Here is a 13,101-nt window from a genome sequence, read left to right on the forward strand (position 1 = left end):
GCCTACAAGATGTTTGATCCACGCGAGAAGATCGCATTGTTCATCGACGGTGCCAACCTTTACGCTGCGGCCAAGTCACTCGGATTCGATATCGACTATCGCAAGCTGCTGAAGGCGTTCCAGTCCCGCGGCTACCTGCTTCGCGCGTATTATTACACCGCGCTCGTTGAGGATCAGGAGTATTCCTCTATCCGGCCGCTGATCGACTGGCTCGATTACAATGGCTACAAGGTCGTCACCAAGCCGGCGAAGGAATTCACCGACTCCGCGGGCCGTCGCAAGATCAAGGGCAACATGGATATCGAGCTGACAATCGATGCCATGGAACTCGCCGATTCGGTGGACCATTTCGTGATCTTCTCCGGCGACGGCGACTTCCGCTCGCTCGTCGAGGCGCTGCAGCGGCGCGGCCGCAAGGTTTCCGTCGTTTCGACGATGTCGACACAGCCGCCGATGATCGCCGACGACCTTCGCCGCCAGGCCGACCATTTCATGGACCTGAAGGGATTGCAGGGCGAAATCGGACGCGACGCGTCGGAACGCCCTGCCCCGCGGCAGTCGGTCACCGCGCGTGACCACGACGAAGACGACGATACAGACTACTGACCGAAGGCTCCTTGACTGTCTCCGCCGCCGAGCCCGATAGGGACTGCGCGCTTTGTCCGCGCCTGCACGACTTCATCGCCGAATGGCGGGTGCGCGAGCCCGACTGGCACAATGCGCCGGTTTCCGCATGGCTGCCGCCGGAGGGCCCGCAAAGCGTTCGTCTCCTGATCGTCGGTCTCGCACCCGGCCTGCGCGGCGCAAACCGGACCGGACGGCCGTTTACCGGCGATTTCTCCGGCGACATGCTTTACGCGACACTCAAGGCGCACGGATTTGCGACCGGAACGTTCGAATCCCGCTCTGACGATGATCTGCGCCTCTCTGGAACAGCCGTCACGAATGCAGTTCGGTGCCTGCCGCCGGGGAACAAGCCCATTGCGGCGGAAGTCAATACCTGCCGGCAGTTCCTGACGGCGACGATCGATCGGTTCGCAAACTTGCAAGCGATCGTGACGCTCGGAAAGATCGCGCATGACTCCACGATCCGGGCCTTCGGCGAACGTGTCGCCGCGCATCCGTTCAAGCATGACGTGGCGACTGAAATCGGCGAAATTTCAATCATTTCCAGCTATCATTGCTCGCGCTACAACATCAATACCGGTGTGTTGACGCCGGCGATGTTCGACGCCGTGTTCGCCCGGGTCAGGAAACACCTCAACGGGTAGACATTCGACCCGACGGACGAGCCTCAGCCGTGTTCCTTGAGAATTCGCGCCTTCTGGCGGTCCCAATCGCGCTTCTTGACTGTTTCACGCTTGTCGACGGTCTTCTTGCCCTTGGCGATGGCGACCGCCAGCTTGGCGCGGCCGCGATCGTTGAAATAGAGCTTCAGCGGAACCAGGGTCATGCCTTCCCGGTCGGCCGCCTGCGCGAACTTCGCCATTTCCCGCTTGTGCAGCAGCAGTTTCCGGCGGCGGCGCGGCTCGTGATTGAAGCGGTTTGCCTCGAGATATTCCGGGATGTGGGAATTGATCAGCCAGATCTCGCCGCCTTCTTCCGAGACGTAGCTCTCGGCAATATTGGCTTCGCCATTGCGCAACGACTTGACCTCGGTGCCATGCAGCACGAGGCCCGCCTCAACCGTATCCTGGATATCGAAGTTGAAGCGCGCTCTGCGGTTTTCGGCGACGACCTTGTTCGCCGGATCTGTCTTTTTTCTGGGTGCCATTTGCGAAAGGTGTGGTTTCGCCGGCTCAGTTCAAGAGACCGGCGTGCCGCATCGCCTCGTCGATGGCGTTCGCCGTCGATTCCTCGACCGGCACCATCGGCGAGCGCAGCCGGTTCTTGACCCGGCCCAGCCGCGAAAGTGCGTATTTTGACCCGGCCACGCCGGGCTCGATGAACAGCGCCTTGTGCAGCGGCATCAGCTTGTCCTGGAGTTCCAGCGCCTTGGCGTAGTCCCCTGCCTGGCAGGCCGCCTGGAATTCCGAACACAGCCGTGGGGCGACATTGGCCGTCACGGAAATGCAGCCGACGCCGCCATGGGCGTTGAAGCCGAGTGCGGAACCATCCTCGCCGGAAAGCTGGATGAAATCATGCCCGCAGGTGATGCGCTGTTCGGAAACCCGCTCCACCTTGCCGGTCGCATCCTTGACGCCCCAGACATTGGGAAAGTCAGCCACGAGCCTCCCCATGGTCTGCGGCGTCATGTCGATGATCGAACGGCCGGGAATGTTGTAGATGATGATCGGAACGTCGATCGCCTGAGCGACAGCCGCGAAATGCTCGTAGAGACCGCGCTGGTTGGGCTTGTTGTAATAGGGCGTAACGACGAGCACCGCGTCCGCGCCGGCGCTTTCGGCATGCATCGCCAGATCGACGGCTTCATGGGTGTTGTTGGACCCGGCACCCGCGATGATCGGGGCGCGGCCAGCCGAAGCTTCGATGCAGACCTCAATAACGCTCTTGTGCTCGTCATGGCTCAGTGTCGGCGATTCGCCGGTCGTGCCGACCGGAACCAGGCACTTGGTGCCCTCCGTCACCTGCCAGTCCACCAGTGCACGAAACGACGCCTCGTCGAACGCGCCGGACGTATCGAACGGGGTAACCAGCGCGGTCATAGACCCGCGCAACGCCGAACGCTCAACCATAAAAACCCGTCTCCCGCATGCACTTGCGCGCTTTGCCGCGCATCTGTCTTGAAATTTCGGCGCACCATAGTCGGGCGGCCTGTCGGCGGCAAGCGCCGAGATCACGCCGAATTGTGCGCTTCTTCACTGTCCGTTCACCATAAACGGGTCATTGTTGTAGAATATCTGCAAGGAGGAACCGGAGCCGGGAAGAGCCATGCCATTGTCACGCCGCCCAGCCATATTCGCCGCAGTCGCAGGTCTGCATGCCGCCGTGATCGGAGCGCTGGTTTTCAGCGATTCGACGCCGGGGGTGGATCAGCGCACGACCGCCTCCATCGCGATGGACGGACCGGAAGAAGCTCCGGCACGAACACATCTCGTCGAAGCGCTCGAAGCGCTGGAGGGAGGCGACTTCGAAAGCCTACGGAAATTGAGGCGCAACCTGCCGGAAGACAGCCTCGACGGGCGGATCGTCGATTGGGTCGCCGCGTATTCCGGTCGCGCAGCGATCAGCTCGGATGAAATTGCGGCTACGATGCGCGCCCTCGAAGGCTGGCCGGACATGTCCCGGTTGCGCGCCAATTACGAGCGGGCGCTGGCACGCGAAGATCATTCTCCGAAGGAAATCGCCACCGCCTATGCCGACAAGACGCCACAAACGCTGGCCGGCGCGATTTCCTTGGCGCGCGCCAGCATCAGCCTCGACGACGTCGAGGGCGCCCGCGCGGCGCTGCTGCCCTGGTGGACGACCGAGCCGCTCGATGTGCGCAGCGAATTGCAGATATTGTCCGAGTTCTCCGAAGTTCTGACAGAGGACGATCACCGCCGACGTTTCCTAGCGCTGATGTATCGAGACCGTATCCGGGCCGCCGAGCGGGTTGCGCAATCGGCCGGAATGGCGCCGTTCCTCGATCCGTGGTCGGCGGCGATCCGCCTCCACAAGAATGCGCTCGAACTCCTCGACGAAGCCGACGAGAGCGTGCGCAATTCGCCGCATCTCCTCTTTGCGAAGATCAAATGGCTGCGCCGCAAGGAACGCGATGACGAAGCCGCCAAACTGCTGCTCGAATCACCGGTCGAGCCGGACGAACTGGTCGATCCGGACGAATGGTGGACGGAACGGCGCATCATCTCGCGCGACGCATTCGAGCACGGAAACCACGAGGCGGCCTACCGGATCGCCTCGATGCATCGCGGCGGCTCTGCGGAGACGCAGGTGGAAGCGGCTTTTCACGCCGGCTGGTACGCGTTGCGCGGCCTGAAGGATCCAAAGAAGGCCGCAGCCCATTTTGCCCTGATCGAGAATCTCTCCAGCGGCGCGATCTCGCGGGCCCGGGGTGCCTACTGGCTCGGCCGTGCCTATGAAGCGATGGAATCGCCGGAGGCGGAAACGCACTACAAGCGCGCGGCCGAATTGGAGATGACCTTTTACGGCCAGCTCGCCCGCCAACGCCTCGGCCTTGACCTTTCCGGTATCAAGCGGCCTTCGGTGACACCCGACGACACCAGCCGCTTCCGTTCGACGGAACCTGTAGCGGCCATGCAAAGGCTGCAGGAGATCGGGCGCACCGATCTCGCCCGCAAGATGGCCTATGGGCTCGGCCGCAAACTGGAAAACACGCCGTCGGTCACGCAACTGGTCGCGCATTGGGAGAAGATAGAAGAGCGCTTCACTGCCCTGCGCATCGCCAAGGCGGCCCAGTGGCGTGGCGTCGAAACGGGAGCACTGACGCATCCCATCGGCGCAATTCCGGCCTCGACCCCGATCAAACCGGAGGAAAGGCCCCTCGCCTATGCCATCGCGCGCCAGGAAAGCGAGTTCAACGTCGCCGCAAGATCGCGCGCGAACGCACTCGGTTTGATGCAATTGCTGCCGGGGACGGCCAAGGAGGTCGCCCGACAGGCCGGACTTGCCTATCAGCCGTCACGTCTCAATTCGGACGGCGCCTACAACGCGACACTGGGCACGGAATACCTGAAGCGCCAACTCGATCGCTTCGGCGGCTCCTATATCCTGACCTTCATCGCCTACAATGCCGGCCCCAGCCGCGTTGGCCAGTGGATCGAGCGTTTCGGCGACCCGCGCGGCAAGCCGCTGGACGAGGTGGTCGACTGGGTCGAGCAAATCCCCTTCACGGAAACTCGCGGTTACGTGCAGCGCGTGATGGAAAACCTGCAAGTCTACAAGGCGCGCTTCGGCGAACCCACGGATATTGCAAACGACCTCCGGTTCGGTTGGACAGATTGATTCCGAAAATCTTCGCAACCGGCTGAAAACCATAAACAATCGGCCTCATCTCGCGCCTGCCCCCGAAACCTGTAGACAATCACTTCGTACAATGGTCATCAACGAAACGAAGCGCGGCAAGAGTGTCTTCTATCCCGCGCCCGACGGTCTGAAACTGCATGCGGTCGATTACGGCGTGCGAAACGACGAGACGCTGCCGGTTATCTGTCTTGCCGGTCTTAGCCGAAACGCGCGGGATTTTGCCCGTCTCGCGGTTCATCTCGCAGAAGACGCTGCGCCGCCACGCCGGGTCATCTGCTTCGACTATCGCGGCCGCGGATTGTCCGATCATGACAGCGACTGGACGCGCTACAACATCCTGACGGAAGCCGAGGACGTGATTGCCGGTCTCGACGAGTTCGGTATCGATCGGGCAACGCTCATCGGCACCTCGCGGGGCGGCCTGATCGCCATGGCGATCGCCGCGATGCGACCCGGGCTCCTGCGCGCCGTCATCCTGAACGATGTCGGCCCGGTCATCGGGATCGAGAGCCTCCTGGCCATTCGCGCGATGCTCGCAAATCCGCCCGAACCGAAGGACTGGTCCGAGGCCATCGCGATCCAGAAATCCCTTATGGGCAAGGCCTTTCCCGCGTTGAATGAAGAGGACTGAATCTACGAGGCGCATGCGAAGTTCAGGCAGATCGGAGACACGCTAGTGGCCGATCACGACCCGGCGCTCGGGAAAACGCTCGACGCTCTGGTACCCGGTGAGGAACTGCCGGCACTCTGGCCGCAATTCGACGCGCTACGCGATATACCCGTGATGGTTCTTCGGGGAGAGAATTCCGGACTGCTGTCGCAAGAGACCGTCGATGAAATGGCGGCGCGCCACCCCGGGCTGCAATGTGTCGATGTCGAAGGCCAAGGGCATGCGCCTCTGCTCCACACGGCAGGCTTGCCTCAAATGATTCAGCGTTTTCTGGATCAGGCCGGGACATAGCCCGCCCGATCAATTACCGCTCGCAGCTGTCAGCCTTCGGGCCGTTTCAGGTTTGCGAGAGAGCCAATGGCCTGTTCAGGCGGCGGTACGGCAGCAGGCCCCTTTCCGCGACAGAGGACCGGATAGGTCGCGCGGAAAACGGTGTCATCGATCGCGACATCGGGATCGAAACAGGTGACGCGCCCTTCCCCATTCGCCCAGAGGCGATGCGGATCGATCGGGATCAGCCCGCGTCCGCCCGGCTTGATCTGGCGGCGAATTTCGAAATGCAGATGCAGGATACCAGCCGCCAGTGCTCCCGTGCGGCCCAGCGTTCCGATCTGATGCCCGCGAACCACAGTGTCTCCGACAGAGACCATCCGCTTGTCCAGATGCTTGTAAACCGTCTGGGTCCTGCGCCCGGTGCCATCAATGCCGTGATCGATGACGACCTGATTTCCGTACATCGGCTCCACATAGGAACGGGTCACGCGCCCGGGTGCTGCGGCAAGAACCGGCGTACCGATCTTCGCGACGACATCGATGCCTTCGTGACTATAGGGCACGCCGTTGTCGGATCCGGGGATATTGCCAATCCGGAATTCCTGCCGGATCGACGGAGCGTTGGCCGGCATAGAGACCGCGATCTTGGCTTTCACGTCGCCCAGATACTTCGCCGCATCGCCGTATTCAGAGACGCAACTGCTGACACAAACGCAACACGCGAATATTATCGCTATTTTTATTCTTTCTGTACACATTTTTCCTACATTCGTGATATCTGATCCCTAATTTGCACCATCACCTCCTCTCGCTTTACTTTACCGCCGGCAGTCCGAGGAATCTCTTCGACGCTAAATAACGTACGTATTTTAAATTTATAATTCAGTTCCAATATTTTCTTATTTATAGTCTCAACTTCCGGCCTTTCTTCCGAACAAACCAGAGCATATATTTCGTCAAATCCAGATGACCCGGTGACACCTGCGACAGCAATATCAGATACCAAGTCCAATTGCCTCAGCAAATCTTCTATACGCTCCGGATCATGCTTATTCCCCCCAATATTGATCACGTTCTTTTTCCGACCGGTCGTCACCAACAAACCGCTCGATTCGATATGACCGAAATCACCAGGGCTAAACCAATCCCCATCCATGATCTCTATTCGGCGATTATTCTGGAATAATCCCAGCGGCGCAGCCGAGGGCGGCCTAATCCGAATCTCCCCTACCTGACCTTCTGGCAGCCGCTTACCTGCATCATCCACAATCTCGACCTCCATTCCCGATACAAGCTTGCCGACCGCCCCTTCGATACCCTCGATCTCCCTCAGGGGAGACATCGCAACCAAGCCCAATTCCGTCAAACCATACGCCGGAACAATATTATCGGTAATTAATTCATTCGCAGCAGCGAGAATTTCGGGCGCACAATAAGACCCACCCGTATATAATTGATCTATCTTTCGCATTTTTCGCGGGTATTTTCTAATAATTTCAACCATTTCTGTAATCGTAAATGGAGATGCTGCAACATAGTTGGGCTGATAAATGGCGACAGCATCTAACGCCTGTGCGGAAGACATGGAAGGCAGATAAATTACCTGACCACCTTTCGCTAGCGTAATCATGATATCAATAACACTGACCATTGAACTAGAAAGCATTAGGGGAAGGTAGCGAGGAACCCCTTCAAAAAATTTTTCCGAAGCCTTCAGGTTTATTCTAAAATCTATGTTCTTCTTGTTCGCGTGATATAGCTTATTCGTACCGGTTGACCCTGAGGAAGCGAAAAGCGCGCCGAACGGTTTGCTTTTTATAGGACGTCTCGAGAACTGATGCGGCTGAGTCCAATCCTTTGTAAACGGCAATCTTTTTCTGAATCCGAACCTCTGATCAGGGGGCGGAACGACATCAGATATCAACACATCAAAAACAATGTCGTGACTGATGTAAGCGGACGGACTGTTGCTGAAGGCAACGGTCATACCCGCTTTCATCAATGCGAGATTTGTCAATAAATCTATGTTGGGGTTTCTTGAATGAACGGCGACAAGACTGCCCGGCTCAATTCCGAGCGATAAAACCCGTGTGGCTATATTATTAATCGACTGCGACAGACCTTCATAGCTGAGATGAATACCCGGCCCTATCAGCGCTATCGATGCCGGAAAATGCTTGGCCTGGCGATTGATTTCACTGAAAAAGTCGATCATTTTTTGGCTCATATGGCTCTCGTGCTCCCGCGAAATTACTTAATAGCAATTTCTGAAGCAGGCTAAAAATCATTTCGAATTCCGTACACGGGTCTCATAGCAATCATAGCAGCAGTCAAGGTAGCGCCGAAATCCCACCACCACTAAAAACACAGGTACCACGCCACAAAAAAACCCGGCGGTTGCCCGCCGGGTTTCATCAACTGACTTGCGTCAGACGATTAGAACGAAGCCTGGAAGCGCAGGAAGCTGTTCCAGCCCGTGCCATCTTCCGGAGAGCCACGGTTTCCATCGCGGAAATCGTAGTACTCCACATTGGCCTTCAACGCCAGATTGGCCGCGATCGTATAATCGGCGGTCAGGCCGGCAGTCCACATGCGATCTTCCGAGGAATTGCCGTTAGCGTCGTACCACTGCACCCAGGAGAAACCAGGGGTCAGCGTCAGCTTGTCGCCAACCTGAGCAGCGTAAGAAGCCTCAGCAACCCAGTGGAGATTGCCGTTGTCGTCCGGGCTCTGCGCGCCGCCGGTATAACCAGTAGCGACATTTTCAGCCCAGGTAAAGCGCCCCTGCAGCGTGCCCATACCGATATCGGCAGAGCCGCGAACCACAAAACCACCACCGTCAGCGCCAAAGTCATAGAAACCTACGACAGACGCACCGATTGCTCCAGAGGTGAAACCGAGCATGCCTTCGAGGCCGAATTTGGCGCCATCGTCCTCAGCCCAGACAACACTTTCTTCGAACTGATCGATCTGAGCACCGAAGCTGATCGCACCAGCAGTACCCATGTACTGGATCGAGTTAAACTTGTCGGCGAGACCATTATTGTCGGTTTCACCGTTGATGCCGTTGTCCAGGAAGCCACCGAAGTAACCCATGGTCAGGCCAGCGAACGACAGCTTCACAACGTCGAGATCGACAGTACCGCCACCTGCGGTTTCAAACTCGACATAGGTTTCGATCGGGCCGATTTCGCTGTCGGTCCAGGACGAGATATTGAACTGACCGGTCGATGCGAACGAAACATGGCCATCTTCATGAGGATCGTCGTAACCAATCCAATCTTCGCTATTTCCGTCCATGTGGTCGAAATCGTAGCTATTATGGTTGATCTGGAAACGCGCCCAGCCTGCGATCTTCAGGCAGGTTTCGGAACCCGGGATGTAGAAGTAGCCGGCGCCGGCCGCGTCGCAAACGCGAACATATTCGACCATTTCCGGTTCCGGAATGATCACGGCGTCGGCAGCGCGAGCGCCGGAGACAGCGACGAGAGCCGCTGCGGAGCCGAGGAGAAGGCTCTTGATTTTCATTGTCTGACCTCCAGTCAAAGTTAAAAACGGGTCTGGGTAATTTGCTGAAGGACAGCGACCTGTCCCATCCCCTGGTTCGAAAGAAGCACACTTCCATGTCCAACTCTCGAAACGATAAATACCGAAAGCAGATTCCTGCGCAACAGGCTAAGGCCTTGAAAATGCGGATCGGCACACCTTCCTTGAGGTAATGTTGCAGAAATGACACGGCTTTCGCAGGCACCTCCGCGCAAAAACGCCGGAATCCGGTCAAACCCTAACAAACAGATAATTTGTCAGACGAAAGAGTTCGTAAACGATTCGATTCGAAACGGCAGTCGAGCTGCGGGCCGTCAAAACGACTCATCATAATAAACTCCGCTGACGGCGACTCTCTTTCGTTCATCCTGCGGGAATGAAGAAATCAGATCGTGCGCAATCGACATCAACCGGATGCAGCGCGGATTGCCCCCGCAAATTGGCACGGGAGCCTCGATCTAAATTCAAACCACTCAATTCCCCCTGACCGAGCTCCTGAACTCGGGCCGATTCGGCCGAATTACGAACATCTATCGGCATTGCGATCCGGGATGGGCGAAGTTCGTCGATCTTTCAACCATGGGGTGAAGTTGCTAATGCCGGCTGGGGGCAACCCGTTTGATAAAGCATTGGCGCCTTGATCCGTCGAAACTTTGACTGGAGGTCAGACAATGAAAATCAAGAGCCTACTTCTCGGCTCCGCAGCGGCCCTCGTCGCTGTATCCGGCGCTCGAGCTGCCGACGCCGTGATCATTCCGGAACCGGAAATGGTCGAATACGTCCGCGTCTGCGATGCGGCCGGTGCCGGCTACTTCTACATCCCGGGTTCCGAAACTTGCCTGAAGATCGCAGGCTGGGCCCGTTTCGAGATTGGCCATGTGTCCTTCGACAGCGAAGTCGGCGATAACTGGGCTACCGAGGTTGGCGACGAAGCCGAGGTTTCCTTTTCTTCGACCGGCCAGTTCAACATTTCGTCCTGGACCGACAGCGAAATCGGCCCGATCGAAACCTATGTCGAGTTCGAAACCCCGGGTGGCGGTGATGTCGATCTCGACGTTGTGAAGCTGTCGTTCGCTGGCCTGACCATGGGTTACTTCGGTGGCTTCCTGGACAACGGCATCAACGGTGAAACCGACTCGAACGGCCTGACCAACAAGTTCAACTCGATCCAGTATTCCGGTACTGCCGGTGCGATCAGCTTTGGTGCGTCGATCGACCAAGCTGCAGATAGTGTTGTCTGGTCTGATGACGATGGCGCCAAGTTCGGTGTGACCGGCATGCTCGGCTTCTCGTCGGGTGCCATCGCAGCGACTGTGGTCGGTTACTACGATCTCGGCATGGAATCGGGCGGCGTAGTCGTTCGCGGTTCGGCCGATATCGGTCCGGGCACGCTGCAGGGTCGCTTCACCTGGAACCAGGGCGGCAACCTGACCGGTACGGGAACGTCCATGTACGCCACAGCGACGTCTGACAGCCCTGATCCGGGCGACGATGGTCACCTGCATTGGGTCGCCGAGGCGTCCTATGCGGCCCAGGTCAGCGACAAGATGACTGTTACTCCGGGCTTCTCCTGGGTGCAGTGGCGCAACGACGAGTTCGGCAGCGAGTCTGACGACCGCATGTGGACCGCCGGTGTGACCGTCGATTACGCCCTGGCCGCCAACCTGGCGATCAAGGCCAATGTCGAGTACTGGGATTTCCGCGACGCCAATCGCGTTGCCGGTCCGGGCGGACTTGACGACGGCACGGGCTGGAGGAACTTCCTCCGCTTCCAGGCTTCGTTCTAATCGCCTGACGCAAGTCAGTTGATGAAAACCCGGCGGGCAACCGCCGGGTTTTTTTGTGTACGCTTCATACCGTCTGCGTGATTGGAGCCCTGTCTACGGAATCGGCGTGACACGCACCTTTCCCCGCGCTAGTCTCCAACCAGCTCACGGGTTTCGGCCCGGTCCGTCAGTGGGAGAGCGCCGAAAGGCCGCCGAAGGGGAAATCGCCCGAAATCTCTCAGGCAAAAAGAACCGCTGACTGATCAAGGCACTCTGGAAAGTCGGGGCATATGCCCCGCGCCGAAGGTGTAAGTGTTCCCGACAGAGTTCCGGGAATGCGAGTCTCTCAGGCTTCCGACAGAGGGGCACATCCCGCCATCGCCGATGGCCGGGTCGTGCTGACTGACGGAAAGGTTGCCGATGACCGAGAGTGATTCGCCGAAACAACTGCCACTTCACACGCTGCATGAACGCGCGGGCGCGAAATTCGGCCCGTTTGCCGGATGGTCCATGCCCCTCTCCTATCCGCTTGGCGTGATGAAGGAGCATCTGCACACGCGGACCCATGCCGGATTGTTCGACATTTCGCATATGCGGCTTTTCGAGGTGGCTGGCGCCGACGCCGCGGCGTTCATTGCCCGAATCTGTCCGGTGGACGCCAGCTCACAAGCGATCGGGGCGAGCAAATATACCTTTCTGCTCAACACCGAAGCAGGAATCCTCGATGACCTGATCGTCACCCGCCTTGCCGACGACCGCTTCATGATTGTCGCCAATGCGGCGCGTGCCGAAGCGGACGAAGCCTGGATGCGCGATGCGCTCCAGGGCATGAATGCGACGATCGAACCGCTCGATCGGGTGTTTCTGGCGCTACAGGGGCCGGACGCGGCCGAGGTCATGGCCGATTCGGGTTTCGACATTACTGGAATGTCCTTCATGAGCGGGATGGAACCGCGGCCCGGCTGGTTTCTGACGCGCTCCGGCTATACCGGCGAGGACGGATTCGAGATCGCCCTGCCCCATGACCGCGCGGAGGCCTTCGCCGACAATCTCGTCATGGACGAACGCGTCGAATGGATCGGCCTTGCCGCGCGCGACAGCCTGCGCCTCGAGGCCGGTCTTTGCCTCTACGGAAACGATCTCAACGAATCGACCGACCCGATCAGCGCGGGACTGACTTGGGCTGTTCCGAAAAGCCTGCGCGAGGGTGGCTCCTATATCGGCGCCGAACGGCTGGCGGAAATCCACGCCTCCGGCCCGGTGGAAAAGCGCGTCGGGCTGCAAGCCGAAGGCCGGCAACCGGTGCGCGCCGGAGCGATTCTGACCGACGGCGACGGCAAACCGGCCGGACGCGTCACCTCTGGCGGGTTCGGCCCGTCCGTCGAGCACCCCGTCGCCATGGGATATGTGCGCATCGATCTGGCTGAGCCCGGCTCCGAGGTCACCGCTGATGTCCGCGGACGGCCAGTGCCGATGCGCGTGACCAAACTTCCCTTCATCGTCAAACGCAGCCAAAAAGGATGAACCCTTGAGCACCACCTATTACACCGAAGACCACGAGTGGATCCGCGTCGAAAACGGCGTGGCGACCGTCGGCATCACCGAACATGCCCAGGAGCAACTCGGCGACCTCGTCTTCGTCGAACTGCCGTCGCCCGGAGCCAGTGTCTCGAAAGGTGACGCACTGGTGGTGGTCGAATCGGTCAAGGCGGCGTCCGACGTCTACGCGCCGGTCGATGGCGAGGTGAAGAGCGTCAACGAGGCGCTGACCTCCGAGCCCGGTCTCATCAATTCGGCTGCGGAGGCCGATGGCTGGCTGTGGACGATGAGCATCGCCGACGAAAGCCAGCTCGAAGGCCTGATGGACGCCGACGCCTACAAGAACTCGCTGGACTGAGG

At 59.0% G+C, this 13,101-nt stretch carries 13 protein-coding genes and 1 riboswitch; of the genes, 8 read left to right on the forward strand and 5 right to left on the reverse strand.

The annotated features are described in order from the left end of the window. Positions 1 to 9 precede the first annotated feature (9 nt). Positions 10 to 606 carry a LabA-like NYN domain-containing protein gene (locus LC343_RS10035; RefSeq protein ID WP_223476983.1) on the forward strand — a complete coding sequence of 199 codons (597 nt, stop codon included), beginning with the start codon at positions 10 to 12 and terminating at the stop codon, positions 604 to 606. Positions 607 to 617: 11 nt separating this feature from the next. Further along, positions 618 to 1,271, forward strand: coding sequence for a uracil-DNA glycosylase (locus tag LC343_RS10040; RefSeq protein WP_223476984.1), 654 nt, complete (start codon positions 618 to 620; stop codon positions 1,269 to 1,271). A 23-nt stretch (positions 1,272 to 1,294) separates the two neighbouring features. Here LC343_RS10040 and smpB read toward each other — a convergent pair whose 3' ends face one another. Together smpB and dapA are read right to left on the reverse strand one after the other, a co-directional pair. Continuing rightward, on the reverse strand, positions 1,295 to 1,774 hold the full coding sequence (gene smpB / locus LC343_RS10045; protein ID WP_223476985.1) for an SsrA-binding protein SmpB: 480 nt from the start codon (positions 1,772 to 1,774) through the stop codon (positions 1,295 to 1,297). Positions 1,775 to 1,799: 25 nt separating this feature from the next. Next, positions 1,800 to 2,696: a 4-hydroxy-tetrahydrodipicolinate synthase gene (dapA, locus tag LC343_RS10050; RefSeq protein WP_223476986.1), complete on the reverse strand. Its 897-nt coding sequence runs from the start codon at positions 2,694 to 2,696 to the stop codon at positions 1,800 to 1,802. Positions 2,697 to 2,892: 196 nt separating this feature from the next. On the opposite strand from dapA, the gene LC343_RS10055 reads away from it, so the two are divergent. The 3 genes from LC343_RS10055 to LC343_RS25250 all read left to right on the forward strand — a co-directional run bounded on the left by LC343_RS10055 (position 2,893) and on the right by LC343_RS25250 (position 5,908). Next, positions 2,893 to 4,926 carry a lytic transglycosylase domain-containing protein gene (locus LC343_RS10055; RefSeq protein ID WP_223476987.1) on the forward strand — a complete coding sequence of 678 codons (2,034 nt, stop codon included), beginning with the start codon at positions 2,893 to 2,895 and terminating at the stop codon, positions 4,924 to 4,926. Between the two features lie 91 nt (positions 4,927 to 5,017). Then, complete coding sequence (locus LC343_RS25245) at positions 5,018 to 5,578, forward strand: alpha/beta fold hydrolase (protein WP_338018581.1); 561 nt, start codon at positions 5,018 to 5,020, stop codon at positions 5,576 to 5,578. 45 nt (positions 5,579 to 5,623) lie between these two features. After that, positions 5,624 to 5,908 carry an alpha/beta fold hydrolase gene (locus tag LC343_RS25250; protein WP_338018582.1) on the forward strand — a complete coding sequence of 95 codons (285 nt, stop codon included), beginning with the start codon at positions 5,624 to 5,626 and terminating at the stop codon, positions 5,906 to 5,908. A 29-nt stretch (positions 5,909 to 5,937) separates the two neighbouring features. Here LC343_RS25250 and LC343_RS10065 read toward each other — a convergent pair whose 3' ends face one another. The 3 genes from LC343_RS10065 to LC343_RS10075 all read right to left on the reverse strand — a co-directional run bounded on the left by LC343_RS10065 (position 5,938) and on the right by LC343_RS10075 (position 9,418). After that, on the reverse strand, positions 5,938 to 6,546 hold the full coding sequence (locus LC343_RS10065) for a M23 family metallopeptidase (protein ID WP_223476988.1): 609 nt from the start codon (positions 6,544 to 6,546) through the stop codon (positions 5,938 to 5,940). Positions 6,547 to 6,653: 107 nt separating this feature from the next. Further along, the gene (locus LC343_RS10070; RefSeq protein WP_223476989.1) at positions 6,654 to 8,117 is read right to left on the reverse strand and encodes a class I adenylate-forming enzyme family protein; all 1,464 of its coding nucleotides are present in this window, start codon (positions 8,115 to 8,117) and stop codon (positions 6,654 to 6,656) included. 209 nt (positions 8,118 to 8,326) lie between these two features. Beyond that, entirely contained in the window at positions 8,327 to 9,418 is a 1,092-nt protein-coding gene (locus LC343_RS10075; RefSeq protein ID WP_223476990.1) for a porin, read from the reverse strand. 689 nt (positions 9,419 to 10,107) lie between these two features. On the opposite strand from LC343_RS10075, the gene LC343_RS10080 reads away from it, so the two are divergent. The 3 genes from LC343_RS10080 to gcvH all read left to right on the forward strand — a co-directional run bounded on the left by LC343_RS10080 (position 10,108) and on the right by gcvH (position 13,099). Next, positions 10,108 to 11,223 carry a porin gene (locus LC343_RS10080; protein WP_223476991.1) on the forward strand — a complete coding sequence of 372 codons (1,116 nt, stop codon included), beginning with the start codon at positions 10,108 to 10,110 and terminating at the stop codon, positions 11,221 to 11,223. 160 nt (positions 11,224 to 11,383) lie between these two features. After that, a riboswitch (glycine riboswitch) is annotated at positions 11,384 to 11,467 on the forward strand. Positions 11,468 to 11,622: 155 nt separating this feature from the next. Further along, positions 11,623 to 12,726: a glycine cleavage system aminomethyltransferase GcvT gene (gene gcvT, locus LC343_RS10085; protein ID WP_223476992.1), complete on the forward strand. Its 1,104-nt coding sequence runs from the start codon at positions 11,623 to 11,625 to the stop codon at positions 12,724 to 12,726. Between the two features lie 4 nt (positions 12,727 to 12,730). Then, entirely contained in the window at positions 12,731 to 13,099 is a 369-nt protein-coding gene (gene gcvH / locus LC343_RS10090; protein ID WP_223476993.1) for a glycine cleavage system protein GcvH, read from the forward strand. Positions 13,100 to 13,101: the final 2 nt, after the last annotated feature.

The sequence above is a fragment of the Oricola indica genome (assembly GCF_019966595.1).
Taxonomy (GTDB): Bacteria; Pseudomonadota; Alphaproteobacteria; order Rhizobiales; family Rhizobiaceae; genus Oricola; species Oricola indica.

Coding starts and splice junctions, on each gene's coding strand:
- LC343_RS10035 (WP_223476983.1), top strand. CDS start 10: ATGTTTGATCCACGCGAGAAGATCGCATTGTTCATCGACGGTGCCAAC.
- smpB (WP_223476985.1), bottom strand. CDS start 1,774: ATGGCACCCAGAAAAAAGACAGATCCGGCGAACAAGGTCGTCGCCGAA.
- dapA (WP_223476986.1), bottom strand. CDS start 2,696: ATGGTTGAGCGTTCGGCGTTGCGCGGGTCTATGACCGCGCTGGTTACC.
- LC343_RS10055 (WP_223476987.1), top strand. CDS start 2,893: ATGCCATTGTCACGCCGCCCAGCCATATTCGCCGCAGTCGCAGGTCTG.
- LC343_RS25245 (WP_338018581.1), top strand. CDS start 5,018: ATGGTCATCAACGAAACGAAGCGCGGCAAGAGTGTCTTCTATCCCGCG.
- LC343_RS10070 (WP_223476989.1), bottom strand. CDS start 8,117: ATGAGCCAAAAAATGATCGACTTTTTCAGTGAAATCAATCGCCAGGCC.
- LC343_RS10075 (WP_223476990.1), bottom strand. CDS start 9,418: ATGAAAATCAAGAGCCTTCTCCTCGGCTCCGCAGCGGCTCTCGTCGCT.
- LC343_RS10080 (WP_223476991.1), top strand. CDS start 10,108: ATGAAAATCAAGAGCCTACTTCTCGGCTCCGCAGCGGCCCTCGTCGCT.
- gcvT (WP_223476992.1), top strand. CDS start 11,623: ATGACCGAGAGTGATTCGCCGAAACAACTGCCACTTCACACGCTGCAT.